The organism is Clostridium malenominatum, from assembly GCF_039521365.1.
GTDB lineage: Bacteria > Bacillota > Clostridia > Clostridiales > Clostridiaceae > Clostridium_AW > Clostridium_AW malenominatum.
Genome location: NZ_BAAACF010000003.1, coordinates 360814 through 386030, shown reverse-complemented (window position 1 = coordinate 386030; position 25217 = coordinate 360814). Strand labels below are relative to the sequence as shown.

The following is a 25217-nucleotide window of genomic DNA, read 5'->3' as shown; positions in this document are numbered from 1 at the left end:
GAGGTGAGTAAAATGAATGACAAAAGTTTTATATCTAGCTATGGTTTATTTTCTACCTTAGTAGTAACTATACTAGGAGTAAATGTCTTCTCGTACCCTAGTGAGCTAGCCAGAGTTTTAGGGACAGAAGGCTGGGTAGCTGTAATTATTAGTGGGATTATTGCTATTTTATTTGTATATGCCTTAAGTAGTATGATAAAGAATAATGGTTATAAGCATATCTATGAGATATTTGTAAATAGTTTTGGGAAAATATTTGGAAGAATAATATCTATATTTTTTGCCCTATATTCTATTTATTTTGTAGCTCTAGGGCTAAGAATTTTTACAGAAGAAGTTAAGGCATATTTACTAGAAAAAACTCCAACAGAATTTATATTTGTTGTAACAATATTAGTGGGTACTTATATTGTAAGAGGGGAGATAGAAAACTTAATCAAATTAAATGAAATAAGTTTTTGGATTATGTTTATTCCTGTGTTTTTCATATTTATATTTGCTATATATAAGGTTGACTTTGGTAACTTGCTGCCTATATTTAATGAGCCAATTGAAAACTATTTTAAAGGTATTACTGTAGGTATGAACAGGTATGTGGGATTCGAAATATTATTGCTAGTATTACCTTTTGTAAGAAAAAAGGATAACATTCTAAAGATAACTATTAAAGGAATAATCTTTGTAATAGGTTTTTACATAATAACCTTTATATTAGCTATAGGAGTTTTTGGTGTAGAGCAAACAAAAATTTTATTATGGCCAACTGTAACTATGGTAAAGTCTATAGATATACCCGGATCTTTCGTAGAGAGATGGGAAGGTATAATGATGAGTATTTGGATATTATTTTATTTTACCACCTTCACAAATCACTATTATTTTGCATCGGATATGATAAGAAAGGTTATGGATTTTAGAGATGTAAAACTATCCTCAACTATTTTAATTCCTTTTATTTATCTAATAGCTCTATATCCTAACAACGTCTCAGAAATATATACTCTTTCAAGAACGGTTACCCCTATATTTTTTATTGCGAATGTCGTAATAATAATAATTGCCTTTTTAATATCTTCTGCTAAAGGAGGAGGCAAAGTATGAATATAAAAAATATAAAAAAACTAATTCCAATATTATTAGTAATTTGTTTATTATCAGGTTGTTGGGATAAGGTAGAAATAGATAGAAGAAGTTTTGTATTAACTCTCGGGATTGACGCAGGAGAAGAGATAAGTAAGGTAAAGGATTTAAAAAAACTAAAACCTGATGAGCCGTTTACAGATAATAACATGAAGGTATTAAATATTACTTATGCTTTTCCTGATATAAGTCAGTTGAGTCCAGAAAAGGGTGGGGTTGCGGAGGATAAAAGTATAAATGTAGATGCCTATTCCATGGAAGATGCTTTTAGTAAAGCCACTTCTAGGAGTAGTAGGGAAATTAGCTTTGGTCACTCCAAATTAATATTGTTTGGCACAGGTCTCTTTGCCTATCCAGATGTGGCTAAAGAAGTGCTAGATTATTTGCAAAGGCAGCCAGCAGTAAATAGAAATACATTAGTTGTAATAGCAGAAGGGAAAGTTGAAGACTATATAAAAAATAAAACCTTAACTGAAAAAAACATTCAAGGTTATATAAGTGGTTTAGTAGAAAATAGTGATAGAAACAGTAGTATAATTCCTCTAGATCTGAATGAATTTCTTCAAAATCTTAGTGAAACTGGCAATGCAATAATGCCTTTATTAAGTAAAGAAGAGGGTAATAAGGGTTTACAATTACTAGGCTCTGGTATAATTAAAAATTATGAATTTAAAGGAACATTATCTCCTACAGAAACTTCAAATGTGAAGATGGTAAGAGGTAAATTAAAGGGAGGAAAAAAGGTAATATATAAAGACGGTCACCCTATAGATTTTGAAATAGATGGCATGGAAAGAAAAATTAAAGTTACAGGAGAGGATAATAAATTAATTTTCAATATAGATATAAATTTAGAAGGAGAGATAAAAGGTTATTATCTTAAAGAAGAAATATATTCTGAAAATGTTTTAGAAGAAATAGAAAATAATTTTAATAAGGCTTTAAAGGAAGAAATGGAAACTACGGTAAAAATGATTCAAGGGAAATATGGAGTAGATGTATTTGGGCTTAGTAACTATGTACAAAGATATCACCCGAAGGTTTGGAATAAAATTAAAGATAACTGGGAAGAGGCTTTTGTAAATTCTGTAGTGAAAGTTGATATAAAATGTCATATAAGAAGAATAGGAGTTTCAAAGTAAAATAAATGTATAACATATAAAAAAATGGTAATAATATCTAATAAGTTCATAGAAGTTAGGGGGATATTTATGAAAAAGCTTATTGTTATTATTACTATATTTTTTTTAAGTTTAGGTTTGTTTTTTGGTAAAGATTTGTGGACAAGTGCTAAAGGGGATATATATAGCAAGGTTATAAGATTTCATGTAATTGCAAACAGTGATTTTTCAGAAGATCAAAATCTGAAGCTAAAGGTGAGAGATGAGGTTTTAGAATACATATATCCTAAATTAAAATTAAGCAAAAATATATATGAATCACGAAATATACTAAGAGAGAACAGCGAAAATATAAAGAGGTTATCGCAAGAGGTTATCACAAAAAATGGATATAATTATAATGTAGAAGTCAAATTGGTACAAGATAATTTCCCAATTAAAACCTATGGCAGTGTTACGTTACCTCAAGGGAAATATGAAGCTTACAAAATAATTATTGGTGAGGGGAAGGGACAAAATTGGTGGTGTGTTATGTTTCCACCATTATGCTTTATTGATATCACAAAAGGGGAAGTAGATATTGAAAAAACTAATGATGTAATGAATCAGTTTTTAAATGATGAGGAAAATAATGAGATCGAAATAAAGTTTAAAGGCTTAGAAATAATTAAAAAGATAATAAAGAAATAGGAAAAGCCACTCTCTAGAATGAGGGTGGCTTGCTACATTATGGACAATTCTTTGAATTCATTTTTTTTAACCAGTTCATCTAAAAGGATATAAAGATTTTGCCCAGCATATGGTTTTGAGAATTTTATAGTATTTTTTTTCATTTCCTCAAGATATTTTTCTTCTCTTAATAAATCTTCTATAATAGAAGTTATTTGATTTTCTTTTAAATAAACAGCTAAGTTGTTCTTTAGTAAAAATTCAGCATTTTTCTCTTCTTGACCAGGAATAGGAGAGAAAAGAGCCATAGGTAAATTACATATTAAAGCTTCTGTAATAGTAAGCCCACCGGGCTTTGTCAATAATAGGTCAGAAGCTTGCATGTATTTATTTACTTTATTTGTAAAACCTATAATATGTGTTTTCTTATTTCCTATTTTAATATTATGATACTTAATTAAATCGTTATAAAGTTTTTTATTATTTCCCGTAACCACAATTATTTGTAGTTCATTATTTACTTTAAGAAGGTCTTCGTAAACCTCTTCTATTTTTCCAAGACCTAGACTTCCACCCATAATTAATAAGGTTTTCACATGGGGCGATAATCCCATTTCACCCAAAGTGTCTCTTTTATTATATTTAATGAGGAAATCCCTATTAGTGGGTATGCCTAAGTCATAAATACTGTCTTTAGGAATACCTTTCACACAGATATCTTCTATCATATCGGCGGTAGAAACTACATAGGCATCTATACTTGGATGAATCCAAAAGCTATGAGGAGCATAGTCTGTAAGTATTGATACAATAGGTACTTCTGTTTTATGCTTAGTCTTTAATATAGATAGCATTTCTGTTGGAAATGGATGGGTAGCTATCATAATATCGGGATCAAAATCATGGATTAAAGGTATAAGCTTAAAGGTCATAATTTCATTAAGCTTTGCACTGATTAAAGCTAATCCATAGTCTGTTTCTGTATAATCATATAGTTTTCCGAAGATAGCAGGACTTATTTTCAATGATTTTAAATAACCACCAATAACTACCTTATCAATAATAGGATTAATATATTTTAAAGTATCAATTATTATCACTTCTGAATTAGGATTATTAAATTCAATATGGTTTTTAACTGCTTCGGCAGCTTTGGCATGGCCGGCCCCGGCAGATACTGAAAAAATTATAACTTTCATGGAAATCGTTTCCCCTTTCATAAAATAAAATTGTATAATTTCTCTAGGAAAACTCATTATATAAACATTTTACACTATTTTTCTTAATAATATAAGTTGTATAAGCTTAAGAATTTATTAAATATTATGCCCACATTATATTTTTCTAATAACAGCATTTTATTTAATTATGAATAAATAGTCAAAATATAACAGATAATAACCAAAGAATAGTATTGGAGGGATTATAAATGAAGATGAGCAAAAAAAGAATTATATATACTATTGTTGTAAGTTTAATAGTAGTATTTTCCTCAACCTTTGCTATCCTTATGACTTTAGAAAGAACGGATTATAGAAACTATTTACAAGCAGAATACAGTAAAAATATGTATGAGTTAATTAGTTCGGTTCAAAATATAAGGGTAAATTTAAGCAAAGCTGCTATTGTTGGATCTAGAGAACAAAGTATAATAGTGTTTGAAGAAATATTTAGACACGCTAGTATAGCCGATGATAAACTTAATTCGCTGCCTATTGCTCACGAAACTGTAGAAAATTCTAGTAAATTTTTATCTCAAGTAGGAGACTTTTGTTATAGTTTAGGAAGAGCTGCTTCAGAAGGAAAGTCTTTAGAAGAAAAGGATTATAAAAATATAGAGGAGCTTAAAAACCGTTCTTTTCAATTAGAAGATAGTCTGAGTGCTGTGGCAGATGAAATAAATCAAGGAAGAGTTAAATGGGGAGAAATAAGGAAAAGAGTAAGTGGTGTATTAGCTAGGGATAATCCTGAATTATTAACAGAAAAATTTAAGGGTATTCAAAAGCAGGTAGCTCAATATCCCGCATTAATATACGATGGACCTTTTTCGGATAATATAGTGGAAATCAAACCTAGAATAAATGAAGAAAAAGAAATATCCTCAGAAGAAGGAGAAAAGATAGCAAGAAAAATTCTAGGAGAAGATAGAGTAGGGAACATAAAACTTATTAATAGAGAAGGGAATACTAAAATACCGTCTTACTCTTATGAAGCTACTATAAAAGGTAGAGGAGACAATAGTAAGGTTATTTGTGAAATTAGTAAGCATGGTGGAAAGGTAATTTACCTATTAGACAATAAAAATCTGTCAGAAGGTAAAATATCTAGAGAAAAAGCTATAGAAATAGGAGAAAAATACTTAAAGAATATAGGATATGAAAATATGATACCTATGTATGCGCTAAACTATGGTAGTACTAGTATAATAAGTTATATATATAAAGAAAATGATATAGTAATGTATCCAGATCAAATTAAATTAAAGGTAGCTTTAGATGATGGAAGTATAACGGGGATAGAATCCGAAAAGTTTTTAGTATCCCATATAAAAAATAGAAAGCTAGGAGAACCTAAAATATCAGAAGAAGCTGCAAAGAAAAGAGTAGGAAAAAAATTAAATATTAATTCTGCCAGATTGGCTTTAGTTCCTACGGAAACAAATAAAGAGGTACTCTGTTACGAATTTGCAGGAACCTATAATGAAGAGGATTTTATAGTGTACATAAATGCTAATACTGGATATGAACAAAGAATAATACAAATAATAAACACTCCAAATGGTCAATTAACAATGTAATATTATGATTTATGGTATTTTAATGGCTGGAATTCATTAAAATTCTGGCCATTGATGTTATTAATATTATTTAAGTAGTTGTAAAGTTCACTATCAATAGATACAATATTAATAACAAATTTATTAAATAAGGAGCGGTAAAAATGAAGAAAAAAGTAGCAATTATCTTTGGTGGACAATCTACTGAACATGAGGTTTCAATAGTTTCAGCCACTTCAGTGTTAAATAATATTGACTATGATAAGTATGAAGTTTTCCCTATAGGGATTACAAGAGAAGGACAATGGTTTCACTACAAAGGAAACATTAATAATATAAAGACAGGTGAATGGGAAAAGGACGTGGAAAATAAAATTCCTAATGGACAAAACTTGTTATTTAATAAAGAAGTCCAAGCGGTTTTTCCTGTAATGCATGGAATGTATGGTGAAGATGGAACAATGCAGGGATTGTGTAAGTTATTAAAATTACCCTTCGTAGGACCAGGAGTTTTATCATCAGCATTATGTATGGATAAGGTTTATACAAAATATCTTCTTGAAAGATTTCAGATTAAGCAAGCGGATTATGTAGTAGTAAATAAATATGGATATGACGACAATAAGCAATGTATCATTAATGAAATAGAAAAAAAGCTAGGTTATGATGTATTTATTAAACCAGCTAATAGTGGTTCTTCTGTGGGAATTACAAAGGCTCACAATAGAAAAGAGTTGGAAGATGGATTATTGGAAGCCTTTAAGCACGATAAAAGAATTTTGGTGGAAAAGGCTATAAATGCAAGAGAAGTTGAAGTTGCGGTACTTGGAAATAGAGAACCAAAGGCTGCAGTTCCAGGGGAAATTGTACCAGCTAAAGAGTTTTATGACTTTGAAGCTAAATATAATAATGAAAACTCTAGATTATTAATCCCAGCAGATCTAAATGATAAGCAACTAGAGGAAGTTAAGGACTTAGCATTAAAAATTTATACTCTTCTTGATTGTGAAGGACTATCCAGGGTAGACTTTTTAATGGATAAGGATACAGGAGAGTTTTACTTTAATGAAGTAAACACTATACCGGGATTTACTCAAATAAGCATGTATCCAAAGCTATGGAATGCATCAGGTAAGAGTTATTCTGAACTTATAGATGAATTAATATCTTTAGGAATAGAAAGAGAAACATACTAAAAAATAAAGGGAGAGAAAAAATGACAAGAGCTTTGGCAATGATATCAGGCGGACTAGATAGTATTTTAGCAGCAAAATTAATTAAGGAACAAGGAATAGAAGTAATTGGAATATGTTTTAAATCTTACTTTTTTAATGAAGAAAGTGCTAAAAAAATGGCTAAACAAATAGATATACCATTAAAGGTTGTAGACTTTTCCAAAGAGCATTTTCAAATTGTAAGAGAGCCAAAATTCGGTTATGGAAAAAATATGAATCCATGTATAGATTGCCATAGTTTAATGATGAACTATAGTGGGAAACTTTTAGAAGAATTAGAAGCAGAGTTCATTATAACTGGAGAAGTGCTTAATCAAAGACCCATGTCTCAAAATAGGTCTGCACTGGATATTGTAAAAAAACATTCGGGCTTTAGCGATAAAATACTAAGACCTCTTTGTGCTAAGAATTTATTACCTACAGCTATGGAACTCAACGGCTTAGTTAATAGAGAGGAGTTATTAGATATAGCTGGAAGGGGAAGAAAAGTTCAAATGGAATTAGCTGAAAAATGGGGAATTAAAGAATACCCATCTCCAGCAGGGGGCTGCAAGCTTACTGAACCAAATTACTCTAAAAGATTAAAAGAGTTGTTAGACCATGTTACAGAACCTACTTACAGAGATTTAGAACTTTTAAGATATGGAAGACATTTTAGAATATCTCCTAATGCAAAAATAATATCAACCAGAACTAAAGAAGAAGGAGAAGAAATTACAAAATACTTAGATGAAAAAGATTTAGTATTTTCTGTGTCAAATTTTAATGGCTCTACAATTATAGTAATAGGAAACCCTAAAGCAGAAGACATTGAGTTTGCAGCTAAGGTTGCGGGCAGATATAGCAAAGGTAGAGAAAAAGATATATTAAAAGTTAACTATGGATATTTTAATAGAGAAAAGGATAATTTTATAGAGTCAGTGCCAGCCACAGAAGAGGAAATAAATAAATTCATAGTACAGTAAATTCTTAGTTGGAGGTGATTTTTCTGAAAAAAACTGCTCTTATTTCAGTATCAAGTATGCAGTCAAATAAAAAAGAAGATATAGTGGAGGTAGTTACCCCTGGTAGCTTTTATAAAAAAGAAAATTCCTATTATGTAGTTTACGATGAAACTGAATTATCAGGTATGGAGGGTACTACAACTACCTTCAAAATCAATTGTAAGGATAATAAATTTTCTTTAATAAGAATGGGAACTACAAATGCAAAAATGGAGTTCCAAAAAGCTAAAGATGACATAGTACTTTATAACACACCCTATGGTCCTTTAGAATTAAAAATAGAGACTAAAGAGTTGAATATAAATGTAGATGATGAAGGTGGAGATGTAGTTATAAAATATAATCTTACTTTTACAGGGCAAAAGCCGCAAAAAACTATATTAAAGATAAATATAAAAGCACAATAGTAAAAACTATTGTGCTTTTATGTTTAAAATTAGGATTATTGGTTAATATTACAAATAAAGTTTTGGAGATGATATTATGAAATATTTCACTAATAAACTTCATTATGACATAATTATAGAACTTCTATGTGAATATAAAGGTATAAAAAAAGATGAATTGATAAAAATATTAAAGGATGAAGACTGTAAACATTTATTATTTCTTCTCTTAAAAAAGTATAATTGTGCAGATATACAAAGACTTGAAGAAGATTTTAAAATGCAAAATGATATTAAAATAAAAGAAGATATGAAAAGAGCAGAGGAAAAAATTATGTTTAATAAAAGAATAAGAGATATGTATTTTGAAGCGGAAAATATTATAGAAAAAATTAAGTAAGGTAAAAATGCATGCCCTTATAGGGGGTATGTATTTTTATTTTTAACAATATTAATAAAGGATTTTGTAAGGGAATATAGAAATTATTAAAGATAAGAAATAAAGCTTTAAAGGGGTGGTATTTATGATGTTAAATTTTGACTTGAGTATTGCAATTAAAGATAAAAGTAGTAAATACAATATAGCTAATACCTCTTTGTTTAGGCTAAAACAAAGCTGTGAGTCATTTGGGGAGATTTTTGATGTAGAAATTAACGGTGGACTTATAAGTACAAGTATAATTTGTCCAATTTGTGGAGATAATCATAGATATAAATTCTCGCTGAAGAAATTAATCAATGGAACAGTGGCTGTAGGTGGCTGTGATAAATTAGGGATGCCTATTTTATACATAGGAAATGGAATAGAAATCCGTAATAAAACATGGAAATATAATAATTTAAATAAGGAAATATATGGGCTATAATAGGTAGAAGTTATATAAAAATGTAGATTAATACTTTTAAATAAGGTATAATATTAAAGCGATGTATCCTTTCTAGTTTTTCTTGTGATTTTCCCAATTTTGTTTACATAGAGTTTATAATTTAATATTGGAGGTGCAATTTTTGTCAAATAACGAATTAGAAAATATGACATTAAATGAATTGAAAGAGCTAGCAAAAGAGCTAGGTATAAAAAACATATCAAAATTTAAAAAGATTGAATTAATGGAAGAAATAAAGAAAGTATCACCTATGTACATAGAAAAAGACGGTATGATATTAAGGGAAAAAATCAGCCCTAAGGTCAATAAATCTTCTGAAATAAATGATGTTGTAGAGGAAGAAAAAGATAAAAAGATGGATCAATCTCAAAACGTTGAAAGTGAAAAAGTTGAAGATAAAAAAGAAAGATTAGCTGAAATGATAAATGAATCTAATTCAGCAAAAGGTGTATTAGAAATAATTGAAACTAACAATTATGGTTTTTTAAGAGGTAAAAATTATTTAACAGGTCCAGATGATATATATGTATCCCCTTCTCAAATAAGAAGATTCAATTTAAGAACAGGTGACGAAGTTGAAGGAAAGGTTAGAACTCCAAAAGAAGGAGAAAAATTTAAAGCCTTACTGTATGTTGAGAGAGTAAACGGAGAAGAGCCTGAAAGGGCAGTTAGAAGAAAACCTTTCGAAAAATTAACTCCAATTTACCCTGAGAATAGAATAAGACTAGAAACCGTTAGTACTGATTTGTCAACCAGATTAATGGATATAGTATGTCCTATCGGAAAGGGTCAAAGAGGAATAATTGTAGCCCCTCCAAAGGCAGGAAAAACAACCTTGCTTAAAAAGATAGCGCAGAGCGTTTCATCCAATCACCCAGAAGTTAAATTAATAGTTTTATTAATAGATGAAAGACCTGAAGAAGTAACAGATATGCAAAGGTCAATAAATGGAGAGGTAATCTACTCTACCTTTGATGAAGAGCCAGATCACCATACTAAAGTTGCGTACATGGTTCTTGAAAGAGCTAAAAGAATGGTAGAACAGGGCCAACATGTAGTAATATTGCTAGATAGTATTACTAGACTCTCTAGAGCGTATAATTTAACAATAACTCCTACAGGAAGAACTCTATCTGGAGGGCTTGATCCAGGAGCGCTAATTATGCCTAAAAAGTTTTTCGGAGCGGCTAGAAATATTGAGGAAGGCGGAAGCTTAACTATACTTGCTACTGCTCTAGTTGAAACAGGTAGTAGAATGGATGATATGATATTTGAAGAATTTAAAGGTACAGGAAATATGGAAGTACATTTAGATAGAAAACTTCAAGAAAGAAGAATATTCCCAGCCATAGATATTTATAAATCTGGAACGAGAAAAGAAGATTTATTACTTTCTCCTATAGAGAACGAAGCTGCATTTAACATAAGAAAAGTATTATATAATGACAATAATACGCAAAATGTTACAGAACAATTAATAAATATGTTATGTAAGACAAAGGATAATCAAGAGTTTGTTTCTCTTATAAGTAAATTAGATTTTAAAGAAAAAGGCAAATAAAAAAATAAACCCGAATACTGAAAAATCAATATTCGGGTTATCTTTTTATTCAAAAAAAGATATATTATTCTTGTTCTTTAGCAATGTTGAACTTTCTCATAAATCTTTCTACTCTTCCGGCAGCGTCAACTATGTTCTGTTTGCCAGTGAAGAATGGGTGGCATTTAGAGCATATTTCAACTTTAAGTTCATTTTTAGTAGAACCTGTAGTAAAAGTATTTCCACATGCACACTTAACTACCGCTTCTTGGTAATTTGGATGTATGCCTTCTCTCATTGTTATTCACCTCTTTCGAATTTTACACTATATCTGAAATTTTAACTACTAAATTATAACATAGCCATAGTCTACGAGTCAATAAATTTTAATTATACCTCTTTAATATATTCTTTAGGTCTGATAAAATATAGTTGTTTTATAAATTTGTTTTATAAATTAAGAGGAGGGCTAATTTTATGTACGGACCAGATAATCATGGATGGATTGAAGTAATAGCAGGACCTATGTATAGTGGGAAATCTGAGGAACTTATAAGAAGAGTTAGAAGAGTAAAAATAGCAAAACAAAAGGTTCAAGTGTTTAAACCAGAAATTGATAATAGATATAGTAAAGAGGATGTAGTATCTCATTGTGGAGAAAAGGAAGAGGCGATTCCTGTTAGAAATTCTACTCAGATATTAGAATTAATACATGAAGATGCGGATGTGGTGGCCATCGATGAAGCACAGTTTTTCGATGAAAATATTGTGAAAGTCGTATGTGCTCTTGCGGATAAACATAAGAGGGTAATATGTGCGGGTTTAGATATGGATTTTAGAGGAGAACCTTTTGGAAGTATGCCAGAGCTTATGTCTGTAGCTGAGTTTGTAGATAAAATACAAGCAGTGTGCATGAAATGTGGAAGGCCTGCCACTAGAACTCAAAGGCTAATAAATGGACAGCCCCCTAAATATGACGACCCAATAGTTTTAGTTGGAGCAATGGAGTCTTATGAGGCAAGATGTAGAAAATGTCATGAAGTATTAAAAGATGGGGTGAGATAATGAGAAAAAACTGCAATGTTGGTGGACAGGCTCTTATAGAAGGGGTAATGATGAGGGGTAAAACCGGCATAGCTACTGCGGTGAGAAAAAGTGATGGAGAAATAGTAGTAACTAAAGAGGAATTCATTCCTTATTCAAAAAGGAATAAAATATTAGGACTTCCTATAATAAGAGGATTTGTGTCTTTGATAGAGTCTTTGATAGTAGGTATGAAAAGTTTAAACTATTCCGCCTCCTTTTTTGAAGAGGAGGAGGAAGAATCAAAATTTGATAAGTGGTTTCAAGGAGTTTTTAAGGATAAAAGTAATGATGTTTTAATGGGGTTTTCATTTGTAATTTCCATGATTATATCTATATCCTTATTTGTTGCTTTACCTAATGTAGTAGCTAACTTATTTAAAAAATTTGGAATAGAAAATACGGTAATGTTAAATATAATAGAAGGGATAATAAGGGTAACTCTATTTATAATATATATAACTCTTATAAGCAAAATGGAAGATATTAAAAGAGTTTTTCAATATCATGGTGCAGAACATAAAACTATATTTTGTTATGAAAGTGGAGATGAATTAACTCCAGAAAATGCTCAAAAATACACTAGACTTCACCCAAGATGTGGAACAAATTTTATGTTTTTAGTCATGATAGTAAGCATAATGTTATTTTCTCTTGTTGGTTGGCAAAGTTTAACTCAAAGAATTTTATACAGGATACTACTTCTCCCAGTAGTTTCAGGAATAACTTATGAAATAATAAAATGGATGGGTAGAGGGGAAAGTTATTTATCTAAAGTTATGGCAATGCCAGGGTTAGCACTTCAAAAGATTACTACTAATGAACCAGATTTATCTCAATTAGAAGTTGCTATAAAATCCTTAAAAGTAGCGGAAGGAATAGATGTTGATGACTAAGGTTAAAAATACTATTGGAGAACTTTTAATTAAGGGCTTTAATATATTAAGGGAAGAAAATATACCAAGCTATAGGTTAGATTGTCAACTCCTTTTAGGAAAGGTAATAAATAAGGATAAGTTATTTATTATGTTAAATAGAGACCTAGAGATAAGTTTAAAGGAAGTAGAAGAATATTTTAAATTAGTAAATTTAAGAAAGAATAAAATGCCTGTAAAATATATTCTAGGGCAGTGTGAATTTATGAATTTAGACTTTTTAATAAAAGAAGGAGTGTTAATTCCAAGGCCGGATACAGAAATTTTAGTGGAAAAAGTTATTGAAGAAGTAACTAAAAATAAATACGAGACTTTATGTGATCTTTGCTGTGGCAGTGGTATCATCGGCATATCATTAGCAAAGTATAAGGAGAATACTCTTGTTGATTGCTACGATATCGAAGATATACCCTTGGAAGTAACCTATAAGAATATATTGCTTCACAATTTACATGAGAGAGTTAAAGTATATAGAAGTGATTTACTAACTTATGCAATAAATGAAAATAAAAAATATGATGTTGTAGTTTCTAATCCTCCATATATTAGTGAAGAAGACATGAAAGAACTTATGGAAGATGTTAAAAACTATGAGCCACATAGGGCGTTACATGGTGGGGAAGACGGATTAGACTTTTATAGAAAAATTGTTTTTCAAAGTAGGGATATATTAAATAGTAAAGGTATGATAGCCTTTGAAATTGGATATAATCAAGGAAAAGAAGTAATGAGCTTGCTTGAGGAAGATGGTTTTGAGGAAATAGAGTGTATAAAGGATTTAGCGGGGCTAGATAGAGTGGTTGTAGGCAAAAAACTTTAGTAGAAACTCGTTGATTTATATAAAAAATTTATGTTATAATAAATAGTTGTTAAAATATTATTACGGAGTGAGAAAATATGTTAGATAGACTTAATTTTATAGAAAGTAAATATGAAGAGTTGTCCATAAAAATAAGTGATCCTTCAGTTATGGCAGATCAAAAAGAGTGGCAAAGACTTTGTAAAGAGCATTCAGACTTAGAAGAAATAGTTGTAAAATATAGAGAATATAAAAAAGCACAGGACAGCCTAGAAGCTGACAAAGAAATGCTAAGAGAAGACTTAGATAAAGAACTTAAAGAAATGGTTCAAGAGGAAATAAAAGAGTTAACAACTCTACAAGAGACTTTAGAAAATGAGCTAAAGATACTTATGCTTCCTAAAGATCCTAACGATGACAAGAACGTTTTTGTTGAAATAAGAGGAGGAGCAGGGGGAGATGAAGCTGCGTTATTTGCAGCTAATCTCTTCAGAATGTATACAAGATACGCAGAAAGAACTGGTTGGAAAATAGAACCTGTAAGCTCTAATGAAACAGATATTGGCGGACTAAAAGAAGTAGTATTTATGATTAAAGGAAAGGGAGCTTATAGCAGATTAAAGTATGAAAGTGGAGTTCATAGAGTTCAAAGGGTTCCAGATACAGAATCTAGCGGAAGAATTCATACATCTACTTCTACAGTAGCGGTTTTACCTGAGGTAGAAGATGTTGATGTTGAAATAAATCTAAATGATATTAGAGTAGATGTATTTAGATCCTCAGGACATGGTGGTCAGTCAGTTAATACCACAGACTCAGCAGTTAGACTTACTCACTTACCTACTGGACTTGTAGTGTCTTGCCAAGATGAAAAATCTCAGCTTAAAAATAAAGAGAAGGCAATGAAGGTATTGAAGTCAAGACTGTTTGATATTGCTCAGGCAGAAAGAACTGCAGGTATAGCAGAAGATAGAAAAAGTCAGGTTGGTACGGGAGATAGAAGTGAGAGAATAAGAACTTACAACTATCCTCAAGGAAGAGTTACAGACCATAGAATAGGATTAACTCTTTATAGATTAGATTCTTTCCTTGATGGAGATATAAATGAAATGTTAGATGCTCTTATAACTACGGACCAGGCAGAGAAAATGAAAAAGTTAGGAAATAACTAATATTAAGAAAGAGGTAAGCCATGAATATAAATAAAGCCATTATAAAGCAAAAAAAATCTTATAAAAGATTTCTGCTAATAATGGGCTTTATTTTTTTTGCTTTGCCAATAGCATTAGTGATTACAAAAGAAACAAATGTTTTTTATATAGTATACTTGGCATTGATAGAAACATTAATAATAATTGCTATTATTAGGAAAATAAATAATGAAAACCTTAAAATCTTTGATGAGGGTTATAAAATTAAGGTAGTTTCAGGCATAAAGAAAGAGAGTTTAACTATAATTTGCAATAAAGTAGCGTTAGTACATGTGGAAGAAAAGGATTTTTCAGTAGTAATAATAGCTACAGCTAAATTTAGAAATAAAAAGGTGTTTCCAATAAGTGAAAAGTTCTTAAAAAACCATGGATATATAGCCCATTATTATAATAAAATGAAGATTTTAAATCCAGAAAAGGATTATTTTTATGTTATTATAAAAAGAGGAAAATATTTAAAATATAAACTTTTAGATGTAATTTATAAAAATTGTGTATATGCCTATTTTACGGATGAGACTATAGAAAAAATTAAAGAATATAGAAATGAAGTGAATTAAGAATATTTATAAACCACCTTCAATATTATCTAAAGAGAGTAAAATTGAGAAGGTGGTAAATTGAATAAGTTAATATTGTTGATTATACTAGGAAGTATAATATCGCTTCTAGGCACTGCTATAGGAGCTTTTATTGGAGTGGGGATTAAAAATCCGTCAAAGCAACTATTAAGCATATTAATTGGTTTTGCTGGAGGGCTTATGCTGGCTGTAGTGGTTTTTGATTTAATTCCAGAGGCTCTGCAAAATTGGAGTTTTATTAATACAGCAATTACTTGTTTATGTGGTATTATACTTGTAAGTTTGATAGATAATAGGCTACAAGATAAAAAAGTAGATAGAAACATTAAGATGGCTTTAATTACAGCTGTAGGTTTAATGATTCACAACTTTCCAGAAGGGGTAATTATGGGTTGTGGATTTGCAGCGGGAAGTAGCTTAGGTATAAAAATGAGTATAATAATTGCTATACATGACATACCAGAAGGTATAGCTATAGCAGCACCTTTAAGAGCATCAAAAATGAAGAGATTTAAAATACTAATATATACTATAGCTACAGCTACTCCTACGATCATAGGGACTTTTATAGGAACGTACATAGGCAAACTATCTACAAATGCGCTAGGATTAAGTCTGTCTTTTGCTTCAGGTATAATGCTTTATGTGGTTTGTGGAGAAATGATACCGGAGTCTGAAAGTACTTTAGGTGTGATAGGAGGTATAATTTTTGGATTAGTGATAATTTCTTTATTATAAACATAGTTCTTGAAAATATTTATTTACACTAAAGGGAGATGTAATTTTGGATACAAAGGTTGTTTATTTATATGAACAAAATTTAGATGAAGAAACTTTAATAGAGTGCGGAAGAATTGTAAGAGAAGGCGGATTAGTAGTTTTTCCAACGGAAACTGTATATGGCTTGGGGGCTAATGCTTTAGATGGAGAGGCAGTAAAAAAAATATTTAAGGCAAAGGGAAGACCTCAAGATAATCCTCTAATTGTTCATATAGCAGATGTAGGGAGTATTAAGCCGTTGGTAAAGGAAATACCTGAAATAGCAAAGAGTTTAATGGAAAAATTTTGGCCAGGACCATTAACTATAATACTAAAAAAATCAGAATTGATTCCATTAGAAACCAGTGCTGGACTGGATAGCGTTGGAATAAGGATGCCTTCAAATATTATTGCAGCTAAGCTTATAGAGGAATCTAAAGTTCCTATTGCGGCACCATCGGCTAATATTTCTGGAAGACCAAGTCCAACGGATATGGAAAGATGCATTGAAGATCTTTTTGGTAAGGTAGATTATATAATAGGAGGAGAGAAATGTGACTTTGGCTTAGAGTCCACAGTTGTAGATTGTACAGAATATCCTCCTTGTGTACTCAGACCTGGTGGAGTTACTTTAGAGATGTTACAAGAAATAGATGAAAATATTTATATAGACCCTGCAATACTAAAAAAGATTGATGAAACCTTTAAGCCTAAAGCTCCAGGGATGAAATATAGGCATTATGCGCCGAAAGCTCCTTTATACATTATTCAAGGACAGAGAGATAAGGTAGTAGAAAAGATAAATAGTATGGTTGAGGAATATAAAAAAGAAAATAAGATGATAGGGGTAATTGCTACAGAAGAAACTAAAGATCTATATAAAGATGCTTTAGTTATATCCTTAGGAAGTATAAAGGATATGAAAACTTTGGGGAAAAACCTATTTGAAACTTTGAGAGTTTTTGATGACAAAGGGGTACATGAAATATTTTCAGAATGCTTTGAAGAAAAAGGTATAGGTATTGCAATTATGAATAGATTAAAAAAATCATCAGGATACAATATAATTAATGTATAATTATTCTTATAATAATGGTTGACATATCATATGTAATAAGCTAAAATCTTTAACGATAGTTATAAAAATTTTATGGAGGTGCTTATGAAAATACTGTTTTTATGTACAGGAAATACTTGTAGAAGTTGTATGGCTGAAGTCATCTTTAATTCATTAAAAAATGAAAGTTTTCATATAGCATTTTCAGCAGGTTTAGCTGCAATACCTTATAGTAAAACCTCTTTAAATTCTGCTTTAATAGTTAAGGATGAGTTTGGAATAGATATAAAAGATAGATATGCAGTTAAATTAACAGAAGAATTAATTAATGACTCTGATTTAATATTAACTATGACTTCATACATGAGAGAATTAATAATTCATAAATTTCCTGAGTATAAGGAGAAAGTATTTTCATTAAACAGCTATGTCGGCATAGAAGGGGATATAATTGACCCGTATGGCGGCAACATTGACGTTTATAATAATACATTCAAAGAGCTTAAAAATAGTATTTTATTACTATTAAATAAATTAGAGGAAGATAAGGGTATTCGGTAGAATGCTTAATCTTCCTTTTTTGCGTAATTAATTATTAAATTATGGAGGTGTAGCAATGAAAATTGCATTAGGAAGTGACCATGCAGGTTTACCTTTAAAAAAGGAAATTATTAAACATTTGGAGAAAAAGGGTATTGAAGTTAGAGATTTTGGTACTCTATCAGAGGATTCTTGTGACTACTCTGACTACGGATTGTTAGTAGCAGAAGAAGTAGTTAGTAAAAGATTTGACTTTGGTATATTAATTTGCGGTACAGGTATAGGAATAAGCATTGCTGCAAATAAAGTTCCGGGAGTAAGAGCTGCTCTTTGTGGAGATACTTTTAGTGCACATTCATGTAGAGAACATAATGATGCAAATATATTAGCTCTAGGTCAAAGAGTTGTAGGCTTAGGTTTAGCCCTTGATATAGTGGATGCTTTTTTGGGAGCAAAATATGAGGGCGGAAGACATGCAAGAAGAGTCGATAAAATATCACAAATTGAGAAAAAATATAATAAATAAATTTTAGGAGGAATTAATATGAGCAAAGTAACACAAATAGGACATCCTTTAATACTACATAAATTAAGTTTTATAAGAGATAAAAACACTGGGTCAAAGGAATTTAGAGAATTAGTTGAAGAAGTAGCTATGCTTATGGCTTATGAGGTAACAAGGGATTTAGAGCTAGAAGAAGTTGAAATAGAAACTCCAATCTGCACTGCAAAATGCAAAATGCTAGCAGGAAAGAAGGTAGCAATAGTTCCTATATTAAGAGCTGGTCTTGGAATGGTAGATGGAATGTTAAGCATGATACCAGCAGCAAAGGTAGGACACATAGGACTATATAGAGATGAAGAAACTTTAAAACCTGTGGAATATTTCTGCAAGCTTCCACAAGACATTGGAGAAAGAGATGTTATAGTTACTGATCCAATGCTAGCTACAGGAGGTTCGGCTGTAGATGCTATAACTCTTTTAAAAGCTAAAGGAGCTAAATACATAAGACTTATGTGCTTAATTGCTGCTCCTGAAGGAATAAAGGCTGTTCAAGAGGCTCACCCAGATGTAGATATTTATATAGCAGAAATAGATGAAAAATTAAATGAAAAAGGATATATAGTTCCAGGTCTTGGAGACGCAGGAGATAGATTATTTGGAACTAAGTAAAAAATAAAGCTGGCACATTGCCAGCTTTGTTTTTTTGACCTATAATAGTAAATGATATATTGTACGAGGGGATGTAAAATGGAAAGAAGAGATAAACATAATTATTATCTTGATATAGCTGAAACAGTTCTTGAAAGAGGCACTTGTTTGAGAAGAAATTATGGATGTGCTATAGTGAAAAATGACGAAATTATTTCTACAGGGTATACTGGGGCACCTAGAGGTAGAAAAAATTGTAATGATTTAGGATTTTGCAGAAGAGAACAATTAAAGGTACCTAGAGGAACTCAATATGAGCTATGCAGATCAGTACATTCCGAGGCGAATGCTATAATAAGTGCATCTAGAAAAGATATGATAGGGGGTACCTTGTATCTTGTAGGTAAAGATGCCAATACAGGAGAATTGGTCAAAGACGCTAACTCATGCATTATGTGTAAAAGATTAATTATAAATTCAGGAATAGAGTTTGTAATAATTAGAGATACTGAAAAAGATTATAGAGTTATTAAAGTGCAGGAATGGATTGACAATGATGATTCACTATCTGATACATTCGGATACTAATAAATATTTAGCCCTTATTGATTAGAGAGGTAAAATATGAAAAATTTATTTACAGTAGCTATTTTTTCTACTATATTATCGTTTTTATTTACACCATTAGTTAAAAAACTTGCATATAAATTGAATGTTATAGATATACCTAAAGATAAGAGGAGAATACATAAAAAACCTACGCCTCTATTGGGGGGATTAGCTATATACATGTCCTTTATTATTTCGGTTTTACTAAAAGTAGGTCCTTTAACTAGGGCGCAAAAGGGAATAATAATAGGAGCAACAATTATTTTGATAGGTGGATTTTTAGACGATAAATATGAAATAAAACCTTTGGTAAAACTTTTGTTTCAGTTATCATCAGCTGGAATATTGATTGTATATGGAGTTAAAATCTCATTAATTACAAATCCCTTCCCAGGGGTTGCTCAATGGTTAGACTTGGGTTACTTATCCATACCATTAACTATACTATGGGTGGTTGGAGTCACAAATTCCATAAACTTAATAGATGGATTGGATGGATTGGCAGCAGGGGTAGCTTTAATATCTTGCTTTACTTTATTTATAATAACATTATTTACTATTAAAACTAGATTTGAAGCTGCTTACTTAACTATAGCTCTATGCGGAGCGATATTAGGTTTTCTTCCGTATAATTTTAATCCGGCATCTATATTTATGGGAGATACAGGGGCTCAACTACTTGGATTTTTATTAGCCTCAATATCCATTGAAGGGGCAATTAAATCTGCAGCTGCCTTTGCTATTTCGGTACCAATCTTAGCACTGGGTCTACCTATATACGATACTTTATTTGCTATGATTAGAAGAAAGATAAATGGAAAACCTATAATGGAAGCGGATAAGGGCCACTTACACCATAGATTGCTAGACATGGGTTTAACTCAGAGGCAAGCTGTTATAATAATGTACTTAATAAGCGCAATACTAGGAAGTTTTGCAATTTTAGCCATGCAAGTAAGCAGTCAAAGCTCTTATTTTTTATTAGCTATAGTAATGTCTATGCTTGTTATAATTGCTTGGAAATATGGTTTTTTCAAGCATAAAGAATAACTGCCAATAAATTGTGGAGGTAGAGTTATGAATAAAATTAAGGTTATTACTATATTTGGTACTAGACCTGAAGCGATAAAGATGGCTCCTTTAGTTAAGGAGTTAGAAAATATAAGTGAAATCGAAAATAAGGTATGTGTTACAGCGCAGCATAGGGAAATGTTAGATCAAGTTTTAGATTTATTTCATATAATTCCTGATTATGATTTAAATATAATGAAGGACAAACAAAGTCTTACTGGTATTACCACCAGGGTATTAGAAGGATTAAAGGATATATTCGATAAAGAAAAGCCTAACTTAATATTGGTTCATGGAGATACTACAACGACTTTTGCAGGTGCATTAGCTGCTTTTTATAATAAAATTAAAGTGGGTCATGTAGAAGCAGGACTAAGAACCTTTGATAAGTATTTTCCATTTCCAGAAGAGATGAATAGAAAATTAACAGGTTCTATTGCAGATCTGCATTTTGCACCAACTACTACTTCTAAAGAAAATTTATTAAGAGAAGGTGTAGCGGAAAAAGATATTTTTGTAACTGGTAATACTGTAATTGATGCTATGAATTTTACTGTAGAAAAAAATTATGTGTTTCAAAATTCATTATTAAATGAAATAGATTATAATAATAAAAAGATTATAATGGTTACAGCCCATAGAAGAGAAAATTGGGGTAAGGGCATAGAAAATATATGTATAGCATTAAAAGAAATTGTAGCAACCAACGAAGATGTAGAAGTGGTTTATTTAGCACATTTAAATCCATTGGTAAAAGATGTGGTTATAAAGCATTTAGGAAATTTAGATAGAATACACATTCTTCCTCCTTTAGATACAAAAGAAACCCATAATCTAATGAATAAATGTTACTTAGTTATGACGGATTCCGGTGGACTGCAAGAGGAAGCACCTCACTTAGGAAAACCTGTGATTCTTCTAAGAGATGTGACTGAAAGACAAGAGGCAGTAAATGCTGGAACGGTGAAAATTGTCGGAACAAAGATTGAAGATATATTAACAGAAACAAATGGTTTAATTAGGGATTTTTTGAAATATGAAAAAATGAGTAAGGCCATAAACCCTTATGGAGATGGGAATGCTTCTATTAGAATAGCTGAAAGTATCTTGTATTACTATGGTTTCGAGAAGAATAGACCAGAAGATTATAATATAGTATAAACTTTGTGTTTTTTTTAACAACTTTATATTGATAAAATAACAGAATAGGTTTATAATTAAATTGTTGACAAAATAATCAGTTATTTAGTATGAAAAATTTATAATTATAATAATAGGAGGGTTTATTAATGAGAGAAGTAGTAATTGCAAGTGCGGTTAGAACAGCAATAGGAGCCTTTGGTGGAGGATTAAAGGATGTTGCTGCAGCAGATTTAGGAGCTACAGTTATAAAAGAAGCTATAAACAGAGCAGGAATCAAAGGTGAACAAGTTCAAGAAGTTATAATGGGTAACGTTTTGCAGGCGGGACTTGGACAAAACGTTGCAAGACAAGCTGTTATAAAGGCAGGATTACCAAACGAAGTTCCAGCATTTACTTTAAATAAAGTTTGTGGTTCAGGATTAAGAGCTGTTAGTTTAGCTTGCCAAATGATAAAAGCTGGAGATGCTGACGTAATAGTTGCTGGTGGAATGGAAAGTATGTCAAAGGCACCATACATATTACAAACAGCTAGATGGGGACAAAGAATGGGTAATGGACAAATGGTTGATACCATGATAAACGATGGTTTATGGGATGCTTTCAATAACTATCACATGGGAATAACAGCTGAAAATATTGCTGAACAATGGGGATTGACTAGAGAAGAGCAGGATGCTTTCGCAGCAGCTTCTCAACAAAAGGCTGAAAAAGCTATAAAAGAAGGAAAATTTAAAGACGAAATAGTTCCAGTAATGATCCCTCAAAGAAAGGGAGAACCAGTAGCTTTTGATACAGATGAGTATCCAAAGTTCGGAACAACTATAGAAAGTTTAACTAAATTAAAGCCAGCATTCAAGAAGGATGGAACAGTTACAGCGGGTAACGCATCAGGTATCAATGATGGTGCGGCGGCACTAGTTATAATGAGCGCTGACAAGGCTAAAGAATTAGGAATAACACCATTAGCAAAAATTACTTCTTATGGTTCAGCAGGATTAGAACCTTCAATAATGGGATACGGACCATTCCATTCAACAAAGATAGCTTTAGAAAAAGCTAACTTAACTATTGAAGATATTGACTTAATAGAAGCTAATGAAGCTTTTGCTTCTCAGAGTTTAGCAGTAGGAAAAGATTTGAAATTTGATATGGAAAAAGTTAACGTAAATGGTGGAGCTATAGCTCTTGGACATCCAATAGGAGCATCAGGTGCAAGAATACTAGTTACACTTCTTCATGAAATGAATAAAAGAGACGCTAAGAAGGGATTAGCTACTCTTTGTATAGGTGGAGGAATGGGAACAGCTCTTATCGTTGAAAGATAATATATAGTAAATAATAAAAAAGGAAGATAGTTTTCTTTCTAGAAAACTATCTGCCTTTTTTATTTTAAGAAAATTATAGTGTTATAGTTTGTAACATTTTTGCCAAAATATTATATATTGATAATATATTTAGTGAATAAAAAAATCAGATGTGTCTATAATTTAATTTAAAGGGAAAAAATGGATTAAATTATAGGGGGGAAGCTATATCTTAGCGTAATATATGAAAAGTAAGAGATTTATGTTAATAATAAGCGTTATATGCTTAGTTTTTTTAATTTTAAATGTGGATAAGCCTAAGGCAACAGGCTCGGGACTTCTTTTACAAGATATTGTTCAGGAAGCTAAAGGAGACATACAGGAGTGTGGAGTTAAAACAAATTTTATAACTTATGAAGATGACAAAAAGCAAATTCATGATATATTAAAAAAATTAAAAATTGATAAATATAATTATACAAATGTTAGAGAGAATAAGAAAATTTATGGAGTAGAATTCAATAGCGGAAATATAAAAGGATATATTCAAAGTACTAACTATGAAAAATATAATGTAATAACCATAGATTTTATAAAAGAAACAAGTAATTATGATTTGGATGATATGGAAATAGAAATTAGTGAGGCCATAGATAATAGAGGTACAAGTTATTTTAAGTATATAAAGGCTAAAATTTATGAGGATAATTTAAAGGATGTAAATCGTAAAATAAAGGCTCTGTTGAAGAGAGAAGATGCAGAAAATATAAATTCTATAAAAATCGACAATGGATATAGTACGATTGCGTACAGTAAGAAATTTAATCCTATTACAATAGGAGGAAAACTTATAGATTTAAATTATGCGTTATGTAATTACTACTCTGGTAATTATATTATTATTGGAACGCCAGAAATACTTACTTCTTATTAGAAATTTGTAATGGAGGATAATGATGGATAAGATTGTAGTAAAGGGTGGAAAAACCTTAAGTGGAGAAGTTAAAATATGTTCAGCTAAAAATTCTGTTTTACCCATTATAGCAGCTAGTATATTAGGGAATGGGGAATGTATTATAGAAAATGCTCCCATGTTAGAAGATGTTTTTGTAATAAGTGATGTGTTAAGGTCTATTTCCGCAGAGGTTAATATAGACAAAGAAAGCAATAGAATAGCTATAAAATCTTCTGGAATATCGAGCATTGAACCTTCCTGCGATTTAGTAAAAAAATTAAGAGCATCTTTTTTAATTATGGGACCCATGCTTGCTCGGTTTGGAAGAGTTAGAATATCTCTTCCAGGAGGATGTAACATTGGAACAAGGCCTATAGATTTGCATTTAAAAGGATTTACTGCACTAGGGGCAGAGATAAAACTAGGATATGGATATGTTGAAGCTAGAGCAGAGAAACTTATAGGAAGCAATATATATCTGGATTTCCCTTCTGTGGGTGCTACTGAAAATATAATTATGGCAGCTACTATGGCAGAAGGTGAAACTATAATTGAAAATGCAGCAGAGGAGCCTGAAATTGAAGATTTAGCTAATTATCTAAACAAAATGGGAGCTAAGATAACTGGAGCTGGTACAGGGAAGATAAAGATAACTGGGGTAAAAGAATTAAATGGTGTAACTCATAAACCTATATATGACAGAATAGAAGCAGGTACTTTTATGGTAGCAGGTGCAATAACTAAAAGTAGAATTAAAATTATAGGAGTTAATGAGGAACATTTAAAACCCGTAATTGCAAAGCTTACGGAGATGGGAGTAGTAATTGAGGTTGAAAAGGATGTTTTAATATTAGATGGAAGAAGAGAGTTAAAACCAGTGGATATAAAAACTATGCCTTATCCAGGGTTTCCAACAGATATGCAATCTCAAATGATGGCACTGCTTGCTTCTGTTAATGGTACCAGTGTTATAACAGAAACCATATTTGAAAATAGATTTATGCATGCACCAGAAATGAAGAGAATGGGAGCAAACATCAAAATTGATGGTAGAAGTGCTGTAATAGAAGGTACAGATAAACTTACAGGATGCCAGGTAAAAGCTACGGATTTAAGAGCTGGGGCTGCATTAATACTTTGTGGTCTAGCAGCTGAAGGAGTTACAGAGGTTATGGAAATTTATCATGTGGATAGAGGTTATGTAGCCATAGAAGAAAAGCTAAAAGCTCTAGGGGCGGAAATATATAGAGTGTAATAAT

The 25217-nt window shown here is 31.0% G+C and carries 28 protein-coding genes; 26 read left to right on the top strand and 2 right to left on the bottom strand.

What is annotated here, in order from left to right; all coding sequences use genetic code 11:
* Positions 1 to 12: 12 nt before the first annotated feature.
* From ABDZ69_RS13715 to spoIIR, 3 genes are all read left to right on the top strand, one after another.
* A complete protein-coding gene (locus tag ABDZ69_RS13715; RefSeq protein WP_343770471.1) occupies positions 13 to 1101 on the top strand; it encodes a GerAB/ArcD/ProY family transporter in 1089 nt (362 codons plus the stop codon).
* Positions 1098 to 2282, top strand: a complete 1185-nt coding sequence (locus ABDZ69_RS13710; RefSeq protein WP_343770469.1) for a Ger(x)C family spore germination protein — start codon at positions 1098 to 1100, stop codon at positions 2280 to 2282. Before ABDZ69_RS13715 ends, ABDZ69_RS13710 begins: the two co-directional genes overlap by 4 nt.
* A 69-nt stretch (positions 2283 to 2351) precedes the next feature.
* A complete protein-coding gene (gene spoIIR / locus ABDZ69_RS13705; RefSeq protein ID WP_343770467.1) occupies positions 2352 to 2951 on the top strand; it encodes a stage II sporulation protein R in 600 nt (199 codons plus the stop codon).
* A gap of 32 nt (positions 2952 to 2983) precedes the next feature.
* On the opposite strand, the gene ABDZ69_RS13700 is transcribed toward spoIIR, so the two are convergent.
* Positions 2984 to 4129, bottom strand: coding sequence for an MGDG synthase family glycosyltransferase (locus ABDZ69_RS13700; protein WP_343770465.1), 1146 nt, complete (start codon positions 4127 to 4129; stop codon positions 2984 to 2986).
* 230 nt (positions 4130 to 4359) lie between these two features.
* On the opposite strand from ABDZ69_RS13700, the gene ypeB reads away from it, so the two are divergent.
* The 7 genes from ypeB to rho all read left to right on the top strand — a co-directional run bounded on the left by ypeB (position 4360) and on the right by rho (position 10779).
* Positions 4360 to 5727 carry a germination protein YpeB gene (ypeB, locus tag ABDZ69_RS13695; RefSeq protein WP_343770464.1) on the top strand — a complete coding sequence of 456 codons (1368 nt, stop codon included), beginning with the start codon at positions 4360 to 4362 and terminating at the stop codon, positions 5725 to 5727.
* Positions 5728 to 5870: 143 nt separating this feature from the next.
* Positions 5871 to 6902, top strand: coding sequence for a D-alanine--D-alanine ligase family protein (locus ABDZ69_RS13690; protein WP_343770463.1), 1032 nt, complete (start codon positions 5871 to 5873; stop codon positions 6900 to 6902).
* 20 nt (positions 6903 to 6922) lie between these two features.
* Complete coding sequence (locus tag ABDZ69_RS13685) at positions 6923 to 7906, top strand: tRNA 4-thiouridine(8) synthase ThiI (protein WP_343770461.1); 984 nt, start codon at positions 6923 to 6925, stop codon at positions 7904 to 7906.
* 23 nt (positions 7907 to 7929) lie between these two features.
* Positions 7930 to 8352: a YwiB family protein gene (locus ABDZ69_RS13680; protein ID WP_425544658.1), complete on the top strand. Its 423-nt coding sequence runs from the start codon at positions 7930 to 7932 to the stop codon at positions 8350 to 8352.
* A gap of 76 nt (positions 8353 to 8428) precedes the next feature.
* The gene (locus ABDZ69_RS13675) at positions 8429 to 8731 is read left to right on the top strand and encodes a ribose-5-phosphate isomerase (protein WP_343770459.1); all 303 of its coding nucleotides are present in this window, start codon (positions 8429 to 8431) and stop codon (positions 8729 to 8731) included.
* Positions 8732 to 8855: 124 nt separating this feature from the next.
* Complete coding sequence (locus tag ABDZ69_RS13670; protein WP_343770458.1) at positions 8856 to 9197, top strand: hypothetical protein; 342 nt, start codon at positions 8856 to 8858, stop codon at positions 9195 to 9197.
* Positions 9198 to 9363: 166 nt separating this feature from the next.
* A complete protein-coding gene (gene rho / locus ABDZ69_RS13665) occupies positions 9364 to 10779 on the top strand; it encodes a transcription termination factor Rho (RefSeq protein ID WP_425544657.1) in 1416 nt (471 codons plus the stop codon).
* Positions 10780 to 10843: 64 nt separating this feature from the next.
* On the opposite strand, the gene rpmE is transcribed toward rho, so the two are convergent.
* Positions 10844 to 11056, bottom strand: coding sequence for a 50S ribosomal protein L31 (rpmE, locus tag ABDZ69_RS13660; protein WP_343770456.1), 213 nt, complete (start codon positions 11054 to 11056; stop codon positions 10844 to 10846).
* Positions 11057 to 11235: 179 nt separating this feature from the next.
* Here rpmE and ABDZ69_RS13655 point away from each other — a divergent pair, with 179 nt between their 5' ends.
* From ABDZ69_RS13655 to murA, 16 genes are all read left to right on the top strand, one after another.
* Positions 11236 to 11823 carry a thymidine kinase gene (locus ABDZ69_RS13655; RefSeq protein ID WP_343770454.1) on the top strand — a complete coding sequence of 196 codons (588 nt, stop codon included), beginning with the start codon at positions 11236 to 11238 and terminating at the stop codon, positions 11821 to 11823.
* Positions 11823 to 12737, top strand: a complete 915-nt coding sequence (locus tag ABDZ69_RS13650; RefSeq protein WP_343770452.1) for a DUF1385 domain-containing protein — start codon at positions 11823 to 11825, stop codon at positions 12735 to 12737. The genes ABDZ69_RS13655 and ABDZ69_RS13650 overlap by 1 nt, the downstream gene beginning before the upstream one ends.
* A complete protein-coding gene (gene prmC / locus ABDZ69_RS13645) occupies positions 12730 to 13596 on the top strand; it encodes a peptide chain release factor N(5)-glutamine methyltransferase (protein ID WP_343770686.1) in 867 nt (288 codons plus the stop codon). The genes ABDZ69_RS13650 and prmC overlap by 8 nt, the downstream gene beginning before the upstream one ends.
* Positions 13597 to 13673: 77 nt before the next feature.
* The gene (gene prfA, locus ABDZ69_RS13640) at positions 13674 to 14747 is read left to right on the top strand and encodes a peptide chain release factor 1 (RefSeq protein WP_343770450.1); all 1074 of its coding nucleotides are present in this window, start codon (positions 13674 to 13676) and stop codon (positions 14745 to 14747) included.
* Between the two features lie 20 nt (positions 14748 to 14767).
* Positions 14768 to 15346, top strand: coding sequence for a hypothetical protein (locus ABDZ69_RS13635; RefSeq protein WP_343770449.1), 579 nt, complete (start codon positions 14768 to 14770; stop codon positions 15344 to 15346).
* A gap of 60 nt (positions 15347 to 15406) precedes the next feature.
* A complete protein-coding gene (locus tag ABDZ69_RS13630; RefSeq protein ID WP_343770448.1) occupies positions 15407 to 16105 on the top strand; it encodes a ZIP family metal transporter in 699 nt (232 codons plus the stop codon).
* 46 nt (positions 16106 to 16151) lie between these two features.
* Complete coding sequence (locus tag ABDZ69_RS13625) at positions 16152 to 17204, top strand: L-threonylcarbamoyladenylate synthase (protein ID WP_343770446.1); 1053 nt, start codon at positions 16152 to 16154, stop codon at positions 17202 to 17204.
* Between the two features lie 84 nt (positions 17205 to 17288).
* Complete coding sequence (locus tag ABDZ69_RS13620; RefSeq protein WP_343770444.1) at positions 17289 to 17744, top strand: low molecular weight protein arginine phosphatase; 456 nt, start codon at positions 17289 to 17291, stop codon at positions 17742 to 17744.
* 55 nt (positions 17745 to 17799) lie between these two features.
* Complete coding sequence (rpiB, locus tag ABDZ69_RS13615) at positions 17800 to 18249, top strand: ribose 5-phosphate isomerase B (RefSeq protein WP_343770443.1); 450 nt, start codon at positions 17800 to 17802, stop codon at positions 18247 to 18249.
* An 18-nt stretch (positions 18250 to 18267) separates the two neighbouring features.
* Positions 18268 to 18897, top strand: a complete 630-nt coding sequence (gene upp, locus ABDZ69_RS13610; RefSeq protein WP_343770441.1) for a uracil phosphoribosyltransferase — start codon at positions 18268 to 18270, stop codon at positions 18895 to 18897.
* Positions 18898 to 18975: 78 nt separating this feature from the next.
* On the top strand, positions 18976 to 19464 hold the full coding sequence (locus ABDZ69_RS13605; protein WP_343770439.1) for a deoxycytidylate deaminase: 489 nt from the start codon (positions 18976 to 18978) through the stop codon (positions 19462 to 19464).
* A gap of 36 nt (positions 19465 to 19500) precedes the next feature.
* Positions 19501 to 20535, top strand: coding sequence for a glycosyltransferase family 4 protein (locus ABDZ69_RS13600; RefSeq protein WP_343770437.1), 1035 nt, complete (start codon positions 19501 to 19503; stop codon positions 20533 to 20535).
* A 27-nt stretch (positions 20536 to 20562) separates the two neighbouring features.
* Entirely contained in the window at positions 20563 to 21717 is a 1155-nt protein-coding gene (gene wecB, locus ABDZ69_RS13595; protein ID WP_343770436.1) for a non-hydrolyzing UDP-N-acetylglucosamine 2-epimerase, read from the top strand.
* Positions 21718 to 21845: 128 nt separating this feature from the next.
* Positions 21846 to 23024 carry an acetyl-CoA C-acetyltransferase gene (locus tag ABDZ69_RS13590; protein ID WP_343770434.1) on the top strand — a complete coding sequence of 393 codons (1179 nt, stop codon included), beginning with the start codon at positions 21846 to 21848 and terminating at the stop codon, positions 23022 to 23024.
* A gap of 223 nt (positions 23025 to 23247) precedes the next feature.
* Entirely contained in the window at positions 23248 to 23937 is a 690-nt protein-coding gene (locus ABDZ69_RS13585) for a YwmB family TATA-box binding protein (protein ID WP_343770432.1), read from the top strand.
* 22 nt (positions 23938 to 23959) lie between these two features.
* The gene (gene murA / locus ABDZ69_RS13580) at positions 23960 to 25213 is read left to right on the top strand and encodes a UDP-N-acetylglucosamine 1-carboxyvinyltransferase (RefSeq protein WP_343770430.1); all 1254 of its coding nucleotides are present in this window, start codon (positions 23960 to 23962) and stop codon (positions 25211 to 25213) included.
* Positions 25214 to 25217 lie beyond the last annotated feature (4 nt).

Excerpts from the sequence above, each read along its gene's own strand:
- rpiB (WP_343770443.1), top strand. The coding sequence starts at position 17,800 with ATGAAAATTGCATTAGGAAGTGACCATGCAGGTTTACCTTTAAAAAAG.
- rho (WP_425544657.1), top strand. The coding sequence starts at position 9,364 with ATGACATTAAATGAATTGAAAGAGCTAGCAAAAGAGCTAGGTATAAAA.
- ABDZ69_RS13590 (WP_343770434.1), top strand. The coding sequence starts at position 21,846 with ATGAGAGAAGTAGTAATTGCAAGTGCGGTTAGAACAGCAATAGGAGCC.
- upp (WP_343770441.1), top strand. The coding sequence starts at position 18,268 with ATGAGCAAAGTAACACAAATAGGACATCCTTTAATACTACATAAATTA.
- prmC (WP_343770686.1), top strand. The coding sequence starts at position 12,730 with ATGACTAAGGTTAAAAATACTATTGGAGAACTTTTAATTAAGGGCTTT.
- ABDZ69_RS13710 (WP_343770469.1), top strand. The coding sequence starts at position 1,098 with ATGAATATAAAAAATATAAAAAAACTAATTCCAATATTATTAGTAATT.
- ABDZ69_RS13715 (WP_343770471.1), top strand. The coding sequence starts at position 13 with ATGAATGACAAAAGTTTTATATCTAGCTATGGTTTATTTTCTACCTTA.
- ABDZ69_RS13655 (WP_343770454.1), top strand. The coding sequence starts at position 11,236 with ATGTACGGACCAGATAATCATGGATGGATTGAAGTAATAGCAGGACCT.
- ABDZ69_RS13690 (WP_343770463.1), top strand. The coding sequence starts at position 5,871 with ATGAAGAAAAAAGTAGCAATTATCTTTGGTGGACAATCTACTGAACAT.
- ABDZ69_RS13600 (WP_343770437.1), top strand. The coding sequence starts at position 19,501 with ATGAAAAATTTATTTACAGTAGCTATTTTTTCTACTATATTATCGTTT.
- ABDZ69_RS13700 (WP_343770465.1), bottom strand. The coding sequence starts at position 4,129 with ATGAAAGTTATAATTTTTTCAGTATCTGCCGGGGCCGGCCATGCCAAA.
- ABDZ69_RS13650 (WP_343770452.1), top strand. The coding sequence starts at position 11,823 with ATGAGAAAAAACTGCAATGTTGGTGGACAGGCTCTTATAGAAGGGGTA.
- spoIIR (WP_343770467.1), top strand. The coding sequence starts at position 2,352 with ATGAAAAAGCTTATTGTTATTATTACTATATTTTTTTTAAGTTTAGGT.
- ABDZ69_RS13585 (WP_343770432.1), top strand. The coding sequence starts at position 23,248 with ATGAAAAGTAAGAGATTTATGTTAATAATAAGCGTTATATGCTTAGTT.
- ABDZ69_RS13670 (WP_343770458.1), top strand. The coding sequence starts at position 8,856 with ATGATGTTAAATTTTGACTTGAGTATTGCAATTAAAGATAAAAGTAGT.
- ABDZ69_RS13605 (WP_343770439.1), top strand. The coding sequence starts at position 18,976 with ATGGAAAGAAGAGATAAACATAATTATTATCTTGATATAGCTGAAACA.
- prfA (WP_343770450.1), top strand. The coding sequence starts at position 13,674 with ATGTTAGATAGACTTAATTTTATAGAAAGTAAATATGAAGAGTTGTCC.
- rpmE (WP_343770456.1), bottom strand. The coding sequence starts at position 11,056 with ATGAGAGAAGGCATACATCCAAATTACCAAGAAGCGGTAGTTAAGTGT.
- wecB (WP_343770436.1), top strand. The coding sequence starts at position 20,563 with ATGAATAAAATTAAGGTTATTACTATATTTGGTACTAGACCTGAAGCG.
- ypeB (WP_343770464.1), top strand. The coding sequence starts at position 4,360 with ATGAAGATGAGCAAAAAAAGAATTATATATACTATTGTTGTAAGTTTA.
- ABDZ69_RS13685 (WP_343770461.1), top strand. The coding sequence starts at position 6,923 with ATGACAAGAGCTTTGGCAATGATATCAGGCGGACTAGATAGTATTTTA.
- murA (WP_343770430.1), top strand. The coding sequence starts at position 23,960 with ATGGATAAGATTGTAGTAAAGGGTGGAAAAACCTTAAGTGGAGAAGTT.
- ABDZ69_RS13675 (WP_343770459.1), top strand. The coding sequence starts at position 8,429 with ATGAAATATTTCACTAATAAACTTCATTATGACATAATTATAGAACTT.
- ABDZ69_RS13620 (WP_343770444.1), top strand. The coding sequence starts at position 17,289 with ATGAAAATACTGTTTTTATGTACAGGAAATACTTGTAGAAGTTGTATG.
- ABDZ69_RS13635 (WP_343770449.1), top strand. The coding sequence starts at position 14,768 with ATGAATATAAATAAAGCCATTATAAAGCAAAAAAAATCTTATAAAAGA.